We start from the raw sequence: 19821 nt of genomic DNA, 5'->3' as shown, positions 1-19821 counted from the left end.
TTCAAGATGTCGGCTACAACCCTATCAATTTTTGCGCTAATTGCCCATCAGAACGCGATCGACTTTACGGCAAATTTAGGCAAGCTAGTCCACTGAGAGGGCGAAGAAGCAAGATCCACAGCGAGGGAGGAAAATTTAAGTCCTCAATGCTAAATTTTGGGGAGAACCGCTTCACTTCAAAACTTAGAATATTGCCTAGGTCAACGCTACGCGAACAAAACTCTTCTTACTGTCCCTACTCCCCGTTTCCTCATGTCTTTAGATGTTGCCCAATTTTTCAAAGCGTGTAACCCTAGCCATACCTTGGCTTACTCCAACCCCAGCGATCGCAAATATTACATTGATTTTTCAGATGTGCGGGGCACGAACTTAATTCAAGAACTCCGCCGGACGATTGACCTGCTCCCTCAAGAACGCACCTGTCAGCTATTTACCGGGCATGTGGGCTGTGGCAAATCGACTGAATTATTGCGGCTGAAAGCAGAGTTGGAAGCGCAAGATTTTTTTGTGGTCTACTTCGAGTCTAGTGAAGACTTGGATATGTCGGATGTGGATGTGACGGATATTTTGCTGGCGATCGCCCATCAGGTCAGCGAAAAGCTAGAAGCCAACCAAATTCGCATCAAGCCTAATTATTTTATTAATCTATTTGCGGAAGTGGGTGAGATTTTGCAAACCCCGATCGATATTACAGGAGTGGAATTTTCCGTTGGCATCAGCAAAGTCACGGCTAAAACCAAAGATAGCCCCAAACTGCGGAGCCAACTGCGGCAATATATGGAGCCACGCACCAACGGCATTTTGAAATCTATCAACGAAGAACTGTTTGGCAACGCGATCGCAGAATTAAAGCGGCGCGGCAAAAAAGGACTGGTGGTGATTATTGATAACCTCGATCGCGTAGATGCTCGGCAACTGCAAACCGGACGCACCCAACCCGAATATTTATTCATCGATCGCGGCGACCAACTCTCCCGGCTCAACTGTCATGTCGTATATACCATTCCCTTAGGACTCGTGTTTTCTAATGAAAACGAAACCCTCAAGCAACGAATGGGTGGTGGCATTTCGCCCAAAGTGCTGCCCATGGTGCCCGTAAAAAATCGCAATGGCAGTCAAGATGAGAAGGGCGTTAACTTGTTGAGGCATATGATTTTGGCGCGGGCTTTTCCCACGGTGGCGATCGCCCAGCGGCTGGATTATTTGCCCCAGATCTTCGAGAGTTTAGACCTGATCGATCGCCTGTGCTTGGTGAGCGGTGGTCATGTGCGAAATCTGCTCGGCTTAGTCTGGAACTGCATTCAGCAAGGCGATCCGCCCTTTTCACAAAACACCATTGAGCAAGTGATCCGAGAACGACGAGATGGATTGGCACGGGCGATCGATGATGATGAATGGAACTTGATTTTTCAAGTGGTTAAAAATCAAAGCGTTAAAGGCGAAGTGGAATATCAGACTTTGCTTCGCAGCATGTTTGTGTTTGAGTATTACGATGCTCAAGGCGGCTGGTTTGGCATCAACCCAATTTTGACGGAGACAAAGCGGTATCAAGATTGGCTAGCGGCGAATTCATAACACGGTAGGGATGTTGATGAAACCTGACCCGATACACGATCAAGAGATTGAGATACACAATGAGCAGGCGTTGAAGACGCTGAATCGGGCAATTTCTTTATCAAAAGACCAATTTGCCCTAATTGTGGTGCGCTGCAACTACACGCAACTGCGCGATCGCGTTGCTTATCAATTACAGCAACAATCTGATCTCTCTATTGCTACGCTCCACTTACCCGAAACCGCCAAAACTTTGTACACCACGATCCAGGCAGCGATCGCCCAAAGTGAGGGCGAAAACTCAATCAAAATTCCTCAATGCCTCATGCTGTTTGGGTTGGAATCTCTCGTTGAGCTTGACGAAGTGCTGACGGCAACGAACTTGGTGCGAAATGAACTGAGTAAGCAGTTTTCGTTTCCGATTGTGCTGTGGGTGAATGATGAGGTATTGCGTAAGTTAAAGTCCCTCGCTTTGGATCTCTACAGTTGGGCAGGAATGGCAGAAATTGGGTTTGAAATGCCGATTTCCGAACTGGTGCGATCGCTCAAAATTCATGCCGATCGCCTGTTTAGTTCCATTTTGGATCTGGGCGACGAATCTTTTTTAGCCAATTGGAAGCTCGATCCGCCGAACAACCTGCTACGCCAAACCGAATTAAAATGGGCGATCGCCGATCTTGATTCCAGTAACTTTCCCATCCCGCCAGACCTGCAAGCCAGCCTAGATTTTCTGTTGGGGCAAGATGCCCACGCCCGTAGCGAAATGGAAACTGCCCACAGTCTCTACACACGCAGCCTCAACTTTTGGCTCTCCCGCATTCCTGTCCATAATCCGCCTCTTTCCTCGCCTCAATCTCTCCTGCCCATTCCCTACCCCGAACGGGCTGCTTGCCTTCTCTTCTATTTGGGGTGGTGGTGGCGCTATTATGCCGTCCTCCAGCGATCGGTTTATTACAATGCCTGTGAGCAAGCACACGATTACTTTCGCCGTAGCCTGCTATTGTTTGCGGAAGAGAACCGCCAAGATTTGGTCGCCCGATTTATCATCGCTCAAGCAGAAACGCTGCAAAAGCTGAAGCGATGGGATGCGCTGGAAGAAGTGGCAAAACAAGGACTGATTCTGCACAAGCTTTATAAAGATCCCGTCCGGTTAGCGCGAGACTACGGTTTTTTGGCAGAGGTATCGCTGGAACGGGCTGATTGGCAATCGGCTAAAGATCAAGTAGTCGCTGCTTTAGAAATTTTGGAAACCGCAGAAGTGGAGCTTCATCTAGATGGGCATCCTGCTGATCCTCACTCGGAACAAAGCCTGACCTTAGCGCATCGTTATCATTCAGGCTGGTATTGGTTTTTGCTTGCCAGAGCCGAAAAAGAACTAGGCAATTTAGAGGCGGCTATTTATTACCTGGAAACGGCTCGCGATCGCAGTCATCCCGAAAGTAACCCGCCGCTTTATATCCAAATTCTGCGAAAACTGCGCTATTACTATTTTGCGAAAGGAGACTATCTGTTGGCGTTTCGGACTCGCCAAGCCCGACAACTGATGGAACATCAGTATGGCTATCGTGCCTTTGTGGGAGCGTTGCGGTTGCAGCCCCAACAATATCAAGCGATCGCCCCTTTTCCGTTGCCGCCGCAAATTGATCAGAAATTGCTGTTAGCTCAAGAAATTTCTGCGTCAGGTCGTCAGCAGGATGTGAAACAGATTATTAATCGGCTCAACTATGCCAGAAATAAGCTGGTGGTGATTCATGGCAATTCAGGGGTGGGCAAAAGCTCCATCGTTCAAGCGGGGTTGATCCCTGTGCTGATGGACTACGCGATCGAAGGACGGGTGACAATCCCGATCTTCTTAGATATCTACACCGACTGGCAGGTCACGTTAGAAAAAATTTTGGTCTATCAGCAGGCAGTAGATAGTCAGGCAGCCGCCGCCGATCTATCTTCCTCCCCCGACCTGCTCTCGCGGCTCTCTTTCCTAACGGGCAAAAATCTTCGTCTACCCGTTTTGATCTTTGATCAGTTTGAAGAATTCTTTTTTGCCTATGAAACCGTTCAGTCTCGTCTCCCCTTTTACCGATTTCTACGGGACTGCCTCAATCTACCTTTTGTTAAAGTGATCCTGTCTTTGCGGGAAGATTACCTGCATTACTTGCTAGAGTTCCAACGTCTGACGAATCTAGAAGTGATTGACAACGATATCCTTTCCAAAGAAATTCTCTATCCCTTGGGCGACTTCACCCCAGAGGATGCTAAAACGGTGATCAAAAATCTGACTCGCAATGCCCAGTTTCATCTACCCGATGACCTGATTGATGCGTTAGTCGAAGATTTGGCGGGAGAGGTGGGGGAGGTGCGCCCAATCGAACTTCAGGTGGTGGGTGCCCAACTGCAAATGGAATACATTAATACGCTGGAGAAGTATCGACAGAAGGGACCCAAGGAAAAGCTAGTGCAGCGATCGCTCGAAGATGTGGTAAAGGATTGCGGCGCTGAAAACGAAGAACTCGCCCGGATTATCCTATTTTTGCTGACCAACGAAAGAGAGACTCGCCTACTCAAAAACCGCGACGACTTAGAAGCCGATCTGATTGATCTGGGCATGATTACTCATCTGGCTGATCTCGACTTAGTATTAGAGGTGCTAGTGGGTTCTGGTCTAATTTTTTTGATTCCTGATTCTCCCGCCGATCGCTACCAAATCGTTCACGACTATCTCGTCGCCTTTATCCGTGATCAGCAGATTGAGAGCGTAATTTCTCTAAAAACAGAGTTAGAAAATGAACGAAATGAACGGAAAAATTTAGAGAAAAGTGTTGTGATGTTGAAGCAACAGCGGGATCAAATTAGTCTGGAGATTCAAAGCTTGACTCAAGAACTGGCTCTCACATTGAACCTATTTGCGAATGCCAGCAACCCGCCAGAACCGATTGACCCGCTCGAATAGCTTAAAAAATTGGTTGCAGTCTGTCCGAATCATTGCCCCTCACTTGCCTAGGATGTCCTCTGCAACCTGAACCCTGCGCCTGAAACCTGACTCTTAGCACCTGTTCGTGTGATTCCAGTTAGAAAAATTTCTGGCAAGATAAGCAAAAAGTTGCTATTCCCTGAGTTGCTTCGTTGGTATTTGGGAATGCTGACAAAGAAACCCTTGATCAGACTTAATAATGGTAGACAGGATGAATGATGAGTAAAATCATTGTTTTTGATGTAGCATGTCAAAATTTTTAAGCAAAGCTAATTAGCTGATATTCTGCAAACATAGGTACAGTAAATTAGCGAGATCGGCATAAGCAATCGTTGGCGATCGCAGCCGATAGGCTACGCATCACTCTGTTTTAATATTCAACCTCTTCGGCTGAACATATGACCACTTCACCAAAGCATCTATCGAAGAAAACCCAGCAGGATAGCGCTCAAGATTTGGCTATTGAAGCGACGGTTGTAACCATTGAAGCGGAAAATATCGTTGGGGAAAATCTACAAATAGGTGCCGAGCCTACCAGTGAGACGATTGCAGTTGCCGCGATCGCTGAATCATCAACTAGCTCAGAACCTCCTCAAAATGGGCAGACCGCTCAGCCTCAAGCAGGAGCTTTGGCGACTCGTCAAGGCGGCTTTGAAGCCTACCTTGCGCCCTTGACCAAAGACGGCTTTAAAGAAGCCGTGGCTGGCGTGCATCAAAAGCTAGAAGTGATGAGCAATACGCTCTCGCTGCTAGACAATTTGATGGATGCCCAGGGCTTTGATGCCATTTTGGACGATATGCTGCGCTCTATCACTCTCAAAACTGGAGAGTTGCTAAACGCAGATCGCACTACCATTTTTTTGCTAGACGAAGAGAAACATGAGCTTTGGGCGATCGTTGCCAAAGATGAATTGGGCAACAATTTAGAATTGCGGATTCCTGCCAATGTCGGGATCGCTGGAGAAGTGGCAACCAGCAAAGAAAAAGTCAAAATTGACTACGATTTTTACGATGATCCCCGCTCTGAAGCTGCCAAAAAATTTGATCAAAAGAATCACTACCGCACTTACACAATGCTGGCGTTGCCGCTCTTAAATGAAGATGGCAAATTGGTCGCGGTGGTGCAACTGCTCAACAAGCTTAAGCCAGACTTCGATCTGCACGGCACCCTAGAAGAAAAAATTGATCGCCAAGGGTTTATCGATGACGATGAGCAAGTTTTTGAGGAATTTGCCCCATCCATTCGGCTAATTATTGAAGCCTCTCGTTCCTTCTACCGGGCGACTCAACGGCAACGAGCCGCCTCCGCCCTGATGAATGCTGTTAAATCCCTCAGCAAGGGCAGCTTGGATCTAGAAGAAACCTTGAAAAACGTGATGTATCAGGCAAAAGAACTGATGCAAGCCGATCGCAGCACTCTGTGGCTGATTGACGAAGAACGCCAGCAGTTATGGACGAAGGTGCCCATTGGCGGCGAACTGAAGGAACTACGAATTCCTAGAGATGCCGGTTTTGCGGGTCAGGTCGCCACCACCGGCGAGCCGGTGCTGATCCCGTTTGATTTGTACAACCATCCCAACTCTCAAACCTCGAAAGACACTGATTTTAAAATTGACTATCGCACATGCAGTTTGCTGTGTATGCCCGTTTTTAACGCCGATGGTGCGTTGATTGGCGTGACCCAACTGCTCAACAAACTGAAGCAGGGCGACTACCCTGAGTATGATCCGGTGAATTACCCCGAAGCACCCGATCGCTGGAAGGCTAGCTTTAACCAGAGTGATCAAGAGTTCATGCAAGCCTTTAATATTCAAGCAGGGGTAGCATTACAAAATGCCAAGCTGTTTGAAACGGTGAAGCAACAAGAGCAAATGCAAAAAGACATTTTGCGATCGCTCTCCAATGGAGTCATTTCCACCGACAAAAACGGCAATATCATCACCGCCAACGAAAGCGCCAGAGAACTATTAGGCTTAAACGAAGGCACCTTACTAGAAGGCAACCATGTTCAATCCCTGATTCGTCTTAAAAAAGGCGACTTTGACAAGTGGATTGGCAACGCCCTAGAACCGAAAGACGAAAAAAGTCGTGAGCAATATTATCCGGATCAAACCCTAGAGTCGATGGGCGATTCTCAGGAGGAACATAGCATCAATTTATCCATCAACACGATCACCGATGCCAAAGATAGCACCAAAGCCTCTGGCATCTTGGTGGTGATGGAAGACATTAGCGATGAAATGCGGATGAAAAGCACCATGTATCGCTATATGACTCAGGAGTTAGCTGAGCAGCTAATAGCCAATCCTGATATTGCCAAAATGGGCGGCGATCGCAAAGCGGTTTCCGTCTTGTTTTCCGACATTCGTAGCTACACCAACCTCACCGAAAACCTAAAAGCCGAACAGGTGGTGGAAATGCTCAACGAGTACTTTGAGTCCATGGTAGAGGCTGTTTTCAACTTCAAAGGCACCCTGGATAAATACATTGGTGATTGCATCATGGCGGTATTTGGATCGCCGTTGCCTTTAGATGATCACGAGTGGATGGCAGTGCAATCTGCCTTAGAAATGCGCCAGCGGTTGATTGCCTTTAACATTAACCGCACTGAAAAAAAACAAGACATCATTCGGATTGGCATCGGGATCAACTCAGATACCGTGATTAGCGGCAATATTGGCTCTAGCAAACGCATGGAGTTTACGGCGATCGGCGACGGCGTAAACCTCGGCTCTCGCCTGGAAAGCGCCAGCAAAATCTACGGCACCGATATTATTATCAGCGGTAATACCTACAAACCCTGCGCCAGCCGCATCCGGGCACGGGAGCTAGACTACATCCGGGTAAAGGGAAAAGATCAGCCCGTTGAAGTGTACGAACTAATTGGCTACCAAGACGACCCCATCACCGACGAGCATCGGCGCTTGATTGACCACTATCACAAAGGTCGAGATTACTTTAAGAATCGAGATTTTCCGCTGGCAATGGCGGAGTTTGGTCAAGTTCTCAGCCTAGATAAGCAGAATAAGGCTGCCAGCTTGCACTTGGAACGATGCCAAAAATGCCTGCAAGATCCGTTGCCGGACGATTGGGATGGCTCTTGGACGTTGACCGAGAAGTAAGCGACTTTAAAGTGGGCAACCTTGAGTGAATGGATTCCTCAACTGACGGAAGATGGCTCTTTTACCTTCTTCTCTAAAACGTTTAATGAAGCGTTTCACAGTCATTTAGGTGCGAAGCAGGAGGCATTTCTCAAATTTGCCCAAGCCACGGATTTGGCAACTAGAGCGGAACACTCCTCCATTTGCCTGTTGGATGTGTGCTATGGGCTGGGATATAACACGGCTGCGGCGTTAGAAGTGATTTGGACGGTGAACCCTAGGTGTCATGTGACACTCTATGCCCTAGAGCTAGATATCACAGTGCCCCAAGCCGCGATCGCCCCCCCTCTGATCGATACTTGGTCAACCCCAGTACAGGAAATCTTGACCGCGATCGCCCAACAGCATCACTGCACCACTGCGGCGCTGAATGCCACCTTGCTGATCGGCGATGCCCGCCAAACCATTCAGCAACTTCACCCGATTAATTTTCAAGCCGATGCCATCTTCTTTGACCCCTTCTCGCCCCGTCGTTGTCCGCAACTGTGGACGGTAGAATTTTTCACCCTAGTCGCCCACTGTTTGGCTCCCACGGGAAAACTGGCAACCTATTCCCGCTCTGCCTCCGTGCGATCGGCAATGATAGAAGCAGGCTTGAACATTGGCACCATACCCTTAGGACTCAATCATCAGCCGAACGACTGGTCTCACGGCACAGTAGGTAGCTTTCAAACTCCGCTTCATCCCCTATCTCAGCTAGAACAGGAGCATTTGCAAACTCGCGCTGCCATTCCCTACCGCGATCGCACCCTCAGCGACTCAGCGGCGACCATTTTGCAACGCCAGACCCAAGAACAACAGCAGTCCCAGTTAGAATCTACCTCCCGTTGGCGACGGCGCTGGAATATTCCCTAAAACCAGTTAAAAACTTGATTGACGACTCTGTAGTATTAATGTAGTATGTGTAATATAGCCAGAACTGCTGGTTAAGAATTATTTGCCTCAAGGAGGCGCGATCGCCATGCCCTACGAAACCCTAAAACTCTCCACATCCGCCCCTGTGCTGTCTTGGGCAAACCATGAACTGGGTTCCCAAGAAATCAAAATGGCGAAAAACGTTGCCTCCTTACCCTTCGTCTTTAAGCATGTGGCACTCATGCCCGACGTGCATTTAGGCAAAGGAGCGCTAGTTGGCTCCGTCATCGCCACCAAAGATGCCATCATTCCTGCTGCTGTGGGGGTGGATATTGGCTGTGGCATGTGCGCCATCAAAACTCCCTTCACTGCCACCCAGCTAGAAGGCAAGCTGAAGAAAATCCGTCAGGACATTGAAGCCGTAGTTCCAGTAGGTTTTAACGAAAACAAAGAAGTTGAAAAAACCGTTTCAAATTGGCAACATTGGGCAGACTTCAAACAACTGCATTCCGGCATCCAAGATTTGCAAGTAAAAGCAATGCGCCAGATGGGATCACTTGGTGGCGGCAATCACTTTATTGAGATTTGCCTCGACACCGAAAATCAAGTCTGGATTATGCTGCATTCTGGTTCCCGCAACATTGGCAACAAGTTAGCTCAGTGCCATATCAGCACCGGTAAACAGCTAGCAAAATTAGCCAGCAATAAACTGCCCGATCCCGACCTTGCTTACTTTGTAGCAGGAACTTCTGAATTCGCTGCTTACTGGCACGATTTGCAATGGGCACAAAATTATGCGCGTGTGAATCGAGAGGTGATGATGGCACGGGTTCAGCGCATTGTGGAACAACATTTGGCAGGTGGAAAGCTAACCAAGCCGTTGATCTCAGTCAACTGCCACCACAACTATGCCGAAAAAGAAACCCACTATGGCGAAGCAGTCTATGTCACCCGTAAAGGCGCAGTTCGCGCTCAATCAGGAGACTATGGGATTATTCCTGGCTCCATGGGTGCTAAATCCTATATTGTCCAAGGAAAGGGGAATGCTGAAAGCTATTGCTCTTGTTCACATGGTGCCGGACGGCTGATGTCTCGCACCAAGGCAAAAGGAGTTTACTCTCTGGATGACTTGATTCAACAGACTGAAGGGGTAGAATGCCGCAAGGACTCAGGGGTTTTGGATGAAATTCCAGCAGCCTATAAGCCAATTGAGCAGGTCATGGCAAATCAAGCTGATTTAGTTGAAGTAGTGGCAACTCTAAAACAGGTTGTTTGCATCAAAGGTTAAATTCAACTGTTGAAACTTCCCCCTTGTGATAAATCTTATTTATTCCAGAGGGGAGTTTCTTTAAGCGCATACCCTTGTTAAGTTGGCTCATCAATTTTGAGAATATTTTTGGCTTAATTTCGCTAGCGCCCTTGGTTCAGCATGAAAACTTAATGCTTCTCAGCCATTCTCTCAGCTTTTTTCTGTGGCATGTTTTTATAGAAAGCAAAAAAAGCAACTGCAAAAAAGCTGCTATGGTTAGCAGCCTGCATAAAGTTTGAACAAAGATTTGGATTTTAGGAGTGCATCCCAGTTTTGCAAGGTTGCCCTAGCCCCCTAGCCCCCTTCTCCCCGTGGAGAAGGGGAATTAGATTCAAAGTCCCTCTCTCGCTCTGGGAGGGGGATTTAGGGTGAGGGCTACAAACATGGGATGCACTCGATTTTAGTAGTAGCTGCACTCGCTGAAGCCTTAAGTTAATGGGGCAAAACTTTGAGCAAACTCTTGTTGACTGGCATAAATATCAAATACTTGATCAATTCCAGTAATTTCCAACAGCATTCTTGGCTGTTCATTAATTGAACAGAGAGAGAGAGAGCCGCCCGATGAGCGAACTGATTTAAATGAACTTACTAATCCACCGAGTCCAGAGCTATCGATAAATGTTACGCCCTGTAAGTCTATAAGCATTTGCTTGACTCCAGCCTGTAAAGCGTTGTCAATATCCTGACTTAGACTAGCAGTTGAAGCACTATCCAAAATGTTAGAGGGTTGAAAAACCTTTACTTCTGAATTTATGAGCATTGTCGAGGTTCCAGGCTCTATAGATTGGTCAAGGTTGGGAGGAATATCGCACGAGACTTGTTCCTCCGTAAAATACTTAGATTGTTCTAAGCTTTGCCCAAGCTAACAGATCAGAAGACATTTGCAACTAGCGATCGCAAAAACCTATCTTTATCTGACCCAAATCAATAATTCGGCGATGGAGTTAGGCGAGTTAGATGAACGAGAGTATTAATGCAACGCTAAAAGGATTGAATATCCTGATTCTTGTTTTAATTGGAGAAATTGAATAAGGATTGCTTAAACGTATTCAGACAGACTCTTGTCTATTTCTACTTAGGGCATACTGGACGTGAGTAGTTTTCAGATTTCTTGATTACTGAATAATCAGACGGTGCCTAGCTATTTCGGCGCATTTCATATTGCTTGATGCTGCCGCTGTTTAAACTATCTCGTCTCTACTGATAAATTCGCGATTTTTGGTAAAGAGCAGTAATGGCTACTGGATTGTCCTTTGTTACGAAAAGCCGTTTCATCAACGTGCCATTAACTCAGCGATCGCATCGGGCGATCGGGTTAATGGGTTTAGCTTTCTTAGTGATGGGTGGCTGCGGGGTGAGATTAGCTCAATTGCAGTTGGTTGAGGGGGCAGAACATCGAGAACGGGCTGAGCAGAACCGAATCACTTTGATGCCCATCCCTGCGGATCGAGGCAACATCTTGGATCGGAGCGGGGTATTGTTAGCTGCCAATCGTTTAGCACGCTCTGTGTATCTCCGACCACGCGAGCAGTCTAAAGAAGCCTGGGCAGAAACCGCAAAGCGCCTCGCGCCAATTCTCAAAATCCCATCTGAGGAAATCCTCGACAAGATGCGGCAAACTGGATTTCGGTCAGCGCTACCAGTGCGAATCAGTCGTGATTTGTCGCTCAGCGCCTTCATTACCCTTGCAGAACAATCTACCTATTTTCCTGGATTAGAAATTCGAGGAGAATCTACTCGATATTATCCCAGTGGTCAATTGGCTGCCCATGTGCTGGGTTACATCAGCGAGGCGACCGAAAAAGATCTCAAAGCGCATCCAGACTATTCCATGGGAATGCTGGTGGGGCAAATGGGCATTGAACGGTTAGAAAACTCCAAGCTTCAAGGGGTGTGGGGTGGAGAACTGGTTGAAGTTGATGCCACAGGACGACAAATTAATAGCCTTGGATTAAAACCTCCTGTTTCTGGACAATCCATTCGGCTGACTTTAGACTCGAACTTACAGAGAACGGCTGAAAAGGCGTTGGCAAATCGACGGGGAGCCGTAGTGGTGCTGGATGTTAAAACGGGGGCTGTCCTAGCCTTGGCAAGCGGACCCACGTTTGATCCCAACCTATTTACTCGACGTATTTCTAAACAGGACTGGCAGCATTTGCAGAGTCAGGAAAATCCATTTTTGAATCGGGCACTTCAAGGATATCCGCCGGGGAGTACCTTCAAGGTGGTTACGGCAATTGCAGGAATACAATCGGGTAAATTTTCATCAGATTCTACGCTAATGACCTACCCATCCATTAATTTGGGTGGGCATTTATTTCATGAGCATGGGCAAAGCCAAGGAGTGATCGGCTTTCGGGATGCGTTGGCATTTAGCAGCAATACTTTTTTTTACCAGGTGGGATTAACCGCTGGTCCTGAAGCGATCGCCAAATGGGGACACAAATTTGGCATTGGTGATGTAAAAAATGTCGGGCTGAGTGGGGGCGGTTATGGCATGATCCCCACGCCAGCCCAAAAAGAAAAGCTGTTTAAAGAACCTTGGTATGGGGGAGATACGGTCAGTATGTCGATTGGACAGGGGTTAGTTCAGGCAACGCCCTTAGAATTGGCGGTAACTTATGCGGCGATCGCTAATGGAGGGTGGCGGGTAAAGCCCCATCTACTGGCAGACCAAAGCCAAACTGCATCAATGCGCCCTCAAAAAATAGGGATCAATCCAAGCACTTTGGCAGTGATTCGAGCAGGCTTAAAAGCGGTTGTGGCTGAGGGTACGGCTCGTCAACTTAGTGATGGCTCCATTCCTCCAACGGCGGGCAAGACTGGAACGGCAGAAGTTTTGGGGCAGAAGGATAACGCTTTGTTTGCGGGCTTTGCCCCTTTTAACAATCCTAGAATTGCGGTGGCGGTCGTTGTGGAAAACGGTGGTTTTGGGGCTGAATCAGCCGTTCCCATTGCCCATCAGATTTACAGAGCCTATTTCAAGGCTAAAAAAGTTCAACCTTAAAGTTTGTTTAAAAAGAATCAGTCAGCGATCGCAGATTGTTAATATGCCACGATCGCTGTCCAGTTCTGCGGCGATCCCCACCGGGAGAGCAGCATTCGCGCCATCGTGACCAAAGGGGAGATCAGACACAATCGGCAGATTCAAATCGCCCAGGCGATCGCGCAAGACCTCCGCCACCGTAAAGCTAGGAATGTGAGCAGGGGGATCGCAGTGGCTAAACCGACCGATCGCTATTCCTTTGAGTTGTTGCAATGCTCCACAAAGCCGCCATTGAGTCAGCATTCGATCAATGCGATAGGGCGCTTCGCCGACATCTTCGATCGCCAAAATCACATTGGATAAATCAGGCTGAACGGGTGTTCCTAATAAATGGGTGGCAACGGTCAGATTCACGGGTAACAGAACTCCCGTGGTCTTGCCGTTTCCCCACCCTGTGCCCGTTAATGGCTGAATGGGGCGACCTTCTACCCAATTAAATAATCGATCGAGTGACCAGTCAGGTTCGGCGGCGATCGTGGTGAGTAACGCACCATGCAAGCCCGAAACTCCCTGTTTGCCCAAGCTCATCAGCAGAGCGGTAATATCTGAAAAGCCAATCAGCCACTTAGGTGCCGTCGATTTCCACGACCGATCTTCGAGCAACCGTGCGCCCCCATAGCCGCCCCTCGCACACAGAATTCCCCGACAATCGGGATCATTCAGCGCATCCTGTAACTGCTGTCGGCGATGGTCATCGCTGCCTGCCAGATAGCCCCATTGCTGATCAAAGCCGGGACTTAGCTCAATGCGATACCCCCGCGATCGCCATAGATTTACCCCTTTGTGAAAGGCATCCAATTCGCGCAGTGCGCCACTGGGAGCAATCACCCGCAGTAAATCATTGGGTTTCAAGGGAGGTGGCAGTTGGCAACTGTTCATAACGCCTTATAGTGTATCATTCCAGCAAATTAAACCCCCTAAGTATCTGCACTTAGAGGGTTTAAGAAGAAAGCGTAAAACTTTCTTACTCAGATTGTCGCTAGTTACAAATCAACGGCTCCTGTTCCAGCCCCAGATTCATTCTGTTCCATCGTGTCAGAATCTTGCTCGTCATCAGGACGACCTCCAAAGCTGCGTCTGCCACGGTTCATCCGCCCTGTGTTTGTTCGCTTGCGAAACTTACGGGCATATGCTTGGTTTCTGAGAGCTTTTTCTTTTTTTTGGTTTCGGCGTTTAGCCATGTTTACCCCTTATAAAACAGCTATAATCGCCGCAAACGAAATACCTCCGGTTTAGCTTAAACCGAGGCTAATCGAGCAGCTTTTGGAAAAATAGTCAGAAGATAACTTTAACATACCTACTGGATGCTCTATGACTTTGGATTGTGAGAAATATCCGTTTCACTGCGAGCGATCAGATCTGCCGCCAGACGGATGGCATCGGCGGCGGTAGAAAGCAGTCCTTCCGCTTTTGCCAATTGAATAGCGGCGAGTAACTGACCAATGCGTGGTCCGGGTGGCAGTTTGAGCGCCGTCATCAGATCTTGTCCCGTCAAAACGGGGGTGCTGTGGGCGACAGGATCATTGGGGTTGAGAAATCGCTCGATTAATGGCGCGATCGCGTCTACTGCCAGCCCTTGCGCGATCGCCAATACTGCGATCGCGGGAAACGTAGTTCCGACTCCTTGGAAAAAGAAGTATTGCTCTCGTCGCGACAGATTAAGTTGCGAAGCGGGTGTCTTCAGCGCTTGTTTTGGCTCAACTGAGTTTGCCGGAAAAAGCTGGGGCAAAAATTTGAGTACGGTACTCACTGCCTGAATCTCCGTGCGGCTATATTTCAATCGGCGCATCTGAGTTTCAGCTTCGCTTGCTTTAGCCCTCATCAAACAAGCTAACTTGGCAGTAATTAACCAGTTGCGTGCTGAACCGGATGCTTTAATTGGATTTTCTACGGGCGCTTGCCCGCTGGATACTAGGCGAACTTGACCATAGATCTTCGTGGCAAACTTCGGCATTGTCTCTTGTAGCAAAACCGTGACGCGATCGATTTCAGCCACACACTTCAAACTTTGGGCAGTCGCATTGGGAAGCCAATCTTGCAACAAACCGTCTTGCCATGCTTGAGTCAGCCAGGGCGTGCCCTTTGCAGTACTGAGCAAATAATTAAATTCAGACTGTACCCGTTCCGCTGCAATCTGGCGCAGTAAAGGAGCAAACTGCTTCACAGCAAGGCGAGTTTCGGCTTCTAGGCTAAACCCTAGTTGGGCAGCTTGGCGATAAGCCCGCAACAATCGCAGGGGATCTTCTTCTAGGTTTTCTGCTGACACCATCCGCAACAACCGCCGTTGTAAATCGCCGTATCCCTGCAACGGATCGACAAACCGATCCAGGCGAGGATCGTAGGCGATCGCGTTCACCGTAAAATCTCGTCGCCTTAGATCTTCTTCCAACGTTGCACCCACCTGCTGAGCAAAATCTGCGGTGCCTTGAGGAAATACAACCCGCGCAATCTGCCGCTCGGCATCTAGCAACACAAATCCTGCTTTGTAGTGACGGGCGATCGCTTGGGCAGTTTCAACAACGCGATCGGTCAGCACAAAATCTAGGTCTAAATAATCGCTGTGTCTGCCTAACAGGGCATCTCGCACACTTCCCCCCACCAAGCAAGCAGACGCAGGCAACCACTCCAATCCAAAGGGCCAATTTTGGGGAGAAAGGGCTAAAAATTTAATTGAGGCAGTTGCTTGAAGATCCAATCCCTGACTCAGCGTTAAAGGTTCTAAATCCAACAATAGTCTGATCCTAACGATGCTATTTGTGAAATGCACGGCATTTGCAGACCATTCCGGCAAAATTTGGGAATTAGTAGGCTGCAATGGTCGTAAAAACTATGGCTAGGGTGATGAAGAATCACGTCGCCTGAGCTACATTAACAGAAAAGCATCTCAATTCTGCGAGTTGCTGACCACAGACACGGAGGTTTCAAGTATGTGTGTTTGTATCAATTGCCAGTATGTCGATCGCTGCACGACCTACCACGCGGTTGAAGGGCAGCATCAACAGCCGCACCTCACCGAAAATCCCACGTTTGAGCCGACTCAACCAACGATTAACGTCAACATCCGTAACGATGGCGAGATGATTGAAATGGAATGGGATGTAGTGGGCTGTGAAAGTTTTACCGCCGATATGGGCAAATGGTCACGCCTGCGCCCCGGCGAATTGGTGCCAACTTAAAAGCGGTTTACTAACTCATCCAAGCGGATTTGGGGAAGTTACTAAATGGAAGAAAACTGATAGGGTCATTCTTGACTTGTCTGACCAATTCGCTGCTCTAAATTTTTCTCACCCTCAGGATCGCTTGGATCCATGGTGATCACGAGTCCTGAAGCCTTCGAGCGATCAACGGGTAGTGCATCAAGGTCAGAAGTTGTAGAATCACGCGATGTAGCAATGATTAGAGCCACGAGGCAGTTACATCGTAGCTTTCCCAAAAACTGATACCAGCCAAAACTTGGGTTGCAGAAGCGTAGCGTTTACTTGTGGCATCGCGTAGCATTTTGTTTAGTACCGATGCCAACGATCCACTGACTAGTTGAGGCAAATAATCTTGCCAAACCCATTGCCCTTCGTGGCTGTTATACAAATCAAACGGTGACATGCCAGTCAGCAAATGAGTGCAAGTTGCCCCCAAGCTATAAATATCACTGGCAAATACTGCCTTACCGCGAGCCTGTTCTGGCGATACATATTCTGCGCTCCCAATCACGGTGCCAGTTTGGGCGAGTGCAGTTCCGGTCGTTTGTTTGGCAGCGCCCAGATCTACAAGAAATAGGCTTTGGTCGCTCTGACGACGAATGATATTAGCTGGTTTAATATCGCGGTGAATAATGTGGCAGTCGTGAATGAACTGAAGCACAGGCAGGAGTTCTTCAAGCAATTGTCGAATTTTAAGTTCACTGAAAGCCCCGTCCTCGGTTAATTCCTGCGCCAAGTCGCGTCCATCAATAAATTCTTGAATCAGATACTGGTAGCCATCCTGGCTACAATAGCCGAACAAATCGGGAATGTTGGGGTGCTTACCCACTTCTCTCAACCGCAAAACTTCTTCCTTAAACAAGTTGGAAGCTTTTTCTGTATTAGTCAGATTTTCTGATTGCGGTAGAAATTGTTTGATCACACAGCGGGGCTTTAGCGGTTGCGCTTCATCCACGGCTAAGAGGGTACGACCAAAACCGCCTCGCCCAATCACCTGGATGGCTCGATAGCGATTTTTCAGACGTAAAGCAAAACCACAGGTTTGACAAATATCCGAGTGGCTGAGATTTTCTGGAGTTGAGCAAATTGGGTTTAGACAGTAGCTCATAAGGTGGGGGCTATTGAGTGTTGCTGAATCATGCAAGCGATTCAGACGGTGAGATGACAAGATACAGATGTAACCAGTGATATTTCTGGTTTGTTTTGCAATTGATGTCCATGCGCTTGCTGCTATTGAGATCGCTAATCCTATCAGTTTATTGCAAGCGATCGATGGTGCGGTATTGAATCGCTTCAGCAATGTGGTGAGTTTGGAGAGCGTCATCTCCAGCCAAATCAGCAATGGTGCGACCCACTTTGAGGATGCGATCGCTGGCTCTGACGGATAGACCTAACTTGCGAATTGCGGCTTCCAGCAAGGTTTTGGTGGCATCATCTAGCGCACACCACTCACCACTCCCGCAAATTTTGCGCCTGCATTTCGGCGTTGCATCGCAAAGAGGTTCCTTGAAATCGCTGTTGTGCCTGCGATCGCGCCGCTTCCACCCGCGAGCGACCGATGCGGAGTCTTTCCCCCGTTGGCTGTTGGGTGATTTCCTCTGGCTTGAGGCGATTCCCCCCCACCTGTAAATCAATTCGATCCATGAGGGGAGCAGATAGGCGCGCCCAGTATTGCTCACGCGATTTGGGTCGCTCTGGGTGTTGCGGTTTGGTTCGTCCAAGTGTCTAACGGCATCACTTTTTGCTTTCCACTATATTTAAACGTGAGTCATGGGCAATTCTGTAATTCAGTGTTCCCGCCAATATTCTCAGTAGAACAACAAATTAACTTCTACTGTTTGACTGGGTGCTGTCCGTAGAAGGGGAGGGTTTCTGACCAGTGGGGACGATCGCCGTTATTCCAGGCAATCTGAGCTAGTTCTAAAACACTGGTGACAGTGCGACCCAAGCCACCATCAGCAGTCACAAGATGGTAAGGCGAGTCTTGCTGCTTGAGTAAAGCGTACCAAGCTTCTAGGCTCATGACGGCATCGGGCAAGAGTTCAATCAGTCGATTTTGCTGGCGATCGCTCTGGTAAATTGCACCAAACACTTCACTGCGCTGGGCTGGCATTTGCACAGCAATATTCATTGAGTCATCTAAGGTTTTCGCCGCTTCCCAGGCTACGGCTGCCAAGGTTGAGATGCCAAAAAGGGGAATGTCAAGTTGTTGCGCTAGGGTACGGGCAGTGACGACTCCAATCCGGGTTCCAGTAAAACCGCCGGGACCTTTTGCCACAGCGATAAACGCCAGATCTTGCCAGGTTTGGGGCGGCATAAAATCCACGAGGTAGGCATGGAGCAGGGTTGAGGTATCCCGTCCTAAATCCCACACTTGATGGCGGCATTCTCCAGGAAAATGGGCGATCGCCAGTCCTAATTCGGGGGTGCTCGTGTGGAGGGCAAGAGAGGTGTTAGGTGCCGGGTGTCGGGTGTCAGGTGAGGAAATCAATGGAAACAGTGTTTGGACTACGTGGTTTGTTGAAGGGAAGAAGTGCGTTTTAAAATTACCATTTCGGAGCCGACGACAGGGCTACGGGATAACAAGCTGCCTTCTGGATCGGTGAGTTCCAATTTGACGAAATTAAGCTGCTGAGCACGGTTTAGCATTTCGTTCGCTAGTTTGTTTTGCTGAGCTTGCTCCAGAGTATACCAACCGTCGCCGATTTTGATGGTCAAAAGGCTGCTGCGAAAGTTTGCCTGCACGGATTGGATCAGCCCATTTACATAGTGATTGCTGACCTCGGCAACCTGATCTTGAATTTGAGCAATCAGGGTTTGCTCTGGGGTGAGTTTGAGGGCAGGAGCAGGCTTGGGAGTAGGACTGATTGCGGGTGTGGGCGTTAGGGTTGGAGATGGGTTGGGACTATCCGCGATCGCGTCGGTCGCCTTGGCAGACGGTACAGGTAGCAGGCTTGGTTTGGGACGGGGTTGATCGGCGATCGCGTTGGTATCTGGTTTCACTTCAGATGGCTTGTCCTTTGAAACTATTTTTTTGGGTGCGTTGGTTGATTTGTCTTGAGTAGATTTGACAGAGGGTGCAGTCGCAACTTGAGTGGGTGGTTTGCTAAAAATCAAGGAAGAACTGATCCAGAGGGTGAGCAGCAACACCCCTGCGATCGCTCCACTCAGCATTACATCAGATAATCGCCTAAGTGAACGAGGCAACAGCGATCGCGTCATAGCCAAGATAGATCCCCAAACTCCCCGCTGTCGTTGAGGTGTGCCGGATTGGGGCAAGTCTGATGATGAAACGGGCTTTGCTTCTAAACGAGTAACTAGAAATTCGAGCGATCTAATGGTTGCTTTCAGCGTTTTGATGGTTTGCTCTTTCAACGCGGGTCGAATTTCTGCCTGCCAATACTGCTGCAACTTCTGCCAGCTTGTAGTTTGGGCGGCAGTAACGGAAGTGCTCGAAGCAACGCGGGATGAGCGCCTGGGAGAAAGACTCTCGGCAACTTTTTCAATCGGCATGTCTGCACTTGCGATCGGCTGAGTATTGTTTTCTATCTCTACCAATTCCGATATAGCTTCTTCCCAAACATCTTCTGTTAAGGGAAGATCTTCATTGGCACGGGTTGCCGATTCAGCAATATCTTCTGAACCACTAACGTCTGTCTCTTCCCCAGGTAACGCCTGAGAGTCAGAATCGGTTGGTTCAGGGATGGATTCCTGAGACATGGTTTTTCTCC

The 19821-nt window shown here is 48.5% G+C and carries 15 protein-coding genes and 1 pseudogene; 7 read left to right on the top strand and 9 right to left on the bottom strand.

From position 1 onward, the window contains the following. The first annotated feature begins 252 nt into the window (after positions 1-252). The 5 genes from AC1S5B_RS05730 (at position 253) to AC1S5B_RS05710 (ending at position 9826) form a co-directional block, all read left to right on the top strand. Positions 253-1575 carry a P-loop NTPase fold protein gene (locus AC1S5B_RS05730; RefSeq protein WP_482034724.1) on the top strand — a complete coding sequence of 441 codons (1323 nt, stop codon included), beginning with the start codon at positions 253-255 and terminating at the stop codon, positions 1573-1575. A 10-nt stretch (positions 1576-1585) separates the two neighbouring features. Continuing rightward, positions 1586-4501, top strand: a complete 2916-nt coding sequence (locus tag AC1S5B_RS05725; RefSeq protein ID WP_482034723.1) for an nSTAND1 domain-containing NTPase — start codon at positions 1586-1588, stop codon at positions 4499-4501. Positions 4502-4920: 419 nt separating this feature from the next. After that, complete coding sequence (locus AC1S5B_RS05720) at positions 4921-7644, top strand: GAF domain-containing protein (RefSeq protein WP_482034722.1); 2724 nt, start codon at positions 4921-4923, stop codon at positions 7642-7644. Positions 7645-7665: 21 nt separating this feature from the next. Beyond that, positions 7666-8538 carry a tRNA (5-methylaminomethyl-2-thiouridine)(34)-methyltransferase MnmD gene (locus AC1S5B_RS05715; RefSeq protein ID WP_482034721.1) on the top strand — a complete coding sequence of 291 codons (873 nt, stop codon included), beginning with the start codon at positions 7666-7668 and terminating at the stop codon, positions 8536-8538. Between the two features lie 82 nt (positions 8539-8620). Then, complete coding sequence (locus AC1S5B_RS05710; RefSeq protein WP_482034720.1) at positions 8621-9826, top strand: RtcB family protein; 1206 nt, start codon at positions 8621-8623, stop codon at positions 9824-9826. Between the two features lie 448 nt (positions 9827-10274). On the opposite strand, the gene AC1S5B_RS05705 is transcribed toward AC1S5B_RS05710, so the two are convergent. Beyond that, entirely contained in the window at positions 10275-10607 is a 333-nt protein-coding gene (locus AC1S5B_RS05705; RefSeq protein WP_482034719.1) for an STAS domain-containing protein, read from the bottom strand. A 474-nt stretch (positions 10608-11081) separates the two neighbouring features. Here AC1S5B_RS05705 and mrdA point away from each other — a divergent pair, with 474 nt between their 5' ends. Then, positions 11082-12854, top strand: coding sequence for a penicillin-binding protein 2 (gene mrdA / locus AC1S5B_RS05700; RefSeq protein ID WP_482034718.1), 1773 nt, complete (start codon positions 11082-11084; stop codon positions 12852-12854). A gap of 21 nt (positions 12855-12875) precedes the next feature. Here the strand turns inward: mrdA and AC1S5B_RS05695 are convergent, their stop codons facing one another. The 3 genes from AC1S5B_RS05695 to AC1S5B_RS05685 form a co-directional block, all read right to left on the bottom strand. Continuing rightward, positions 12876-13772 carry a S66 peptidase family protein gene (locus AC1S5B_RS05695; protein ID WP_482034717.1) on the bottom strand — a complete coding sequence of 299 codons (897 nt, stop codon included), beginning with the start codon at positions 13770-13772 and terminating at the stop codon, positions 12876-12878. 104 nt (positions 13773-13876) lie between these two features. Continuing rightward, complete coding sequence (locus AC1S5B_RS05690) at positions 13877-14074, bottom strand: hypothetical protein (protein ID WP_171573961.1); 198 nt, start codon at positions 14072-14074, stop codon at positions 13877-13879. A gap of 128 nt (positions 14075-14202) precedes the next feature. Beyond that, positions 14203-15621: a tRNA nucleotidyltransferase/poly(A) polymerase-related protein gene (locus tag AC1S5B_RS05685; protein WP_482034716.1), complete on the bottom strand. Its 1419-nt coding sequence runs from the start codon at positions 15619-15621 to the stop codon at positions 14203-14205. 199 nt (positions 15622-15820) lie between these two features. Here AC1S5B_RS05685 and AC1S5B_RS05680 point away from each other — a divergent pair, with 199 nt between their 5' ends. Further along, a complete protein-coding gene (locus AC1S5B_RS05680) occupies positions 15821-16069 on the top strand; it encodes a Ycf34 family protein (protein WP_482034715.1) in 249 nt (82 codons plus the stop codon). 220 nt (positions 16070-16289) lie between these two features. Here AC1S5B_RS05680 and AC1S5B_RS05675 read toward each other — a convergent pair whose 3' ends face one another. The 5 genes and pseudogenes from AC1S5B_RS05675 to AC1S5B_RS05655 all read right to left on the bottom strand — a co-directional run bounded on the left by AC1S5B_RS05675 (position 16290) and on the right by AC1S5B_RS05655 (position 19810). Beyond that, positions 16290-17198, bottom strand: a complete 909-nt coding sequence (locus AC1S5B_RS05675; RefSeq protein WP_482034714.1) for a protein kinase domain-containing protein — start codon at positions 17196-17198, stop codon at positions 16290-16292. A 148-nt stretch (positions 17199-17346) separates the two neighbouring features. Next, the gene (locus tag AC1S5B_RS05670) at positions 17347-17508 is read right to left on the bottom strand and encodes a magnesium chelatase subunit ChlI family protein (protein ID WP_482034713.1); all 162 of its coding nucleotides are present in this window, start codon (positions 17506-17508) and stop codon (positions 17347-17349) included. Between the two features lie 31 nt (positions 17509-17539). Then, positions 17540-17737, bottom strand: a pseudogene (locus tag AC1S5B_RS05665) (YifB family Mg chelatase-like AAA ATPase); the annotation flags it as partial. Between the two features lie 184 nt (positions 17738-17921). Next, positions 17922-18581, bottom strand: a complete 660-nt coding sequence (gene tsaB / locus AC1S5B_RS05660; protein WP_482034712.1) for a tRNA (adenosine(37)-N6)-threonylcarbamoyltransferase complex dimerization subunit type 1 TsaB — start codon at positions 18579-18581, stop codon at positions 17922-17924. 17 nt (positions 18582-18598) lie between these two features. Further along, positions 18599-19810, bottom strand: coding sequence for a hypothetical protein (locus AC1S5B_RS05655; protein WP_482034711.1), 1212 nt, complete (start codon positions 19808-19810; stop codon positions 18599-18601). Positions 19811-19821: the final 11 nt, after the last annotated feature.

Source organism: Leptolyngbya sp. CALU 1928 (assembly GCF_056784215.1).
Note: the sequence above shows the minus strand (reverse complement) of the source record. Positions and strands in the feature narration are given on the sequence as shown.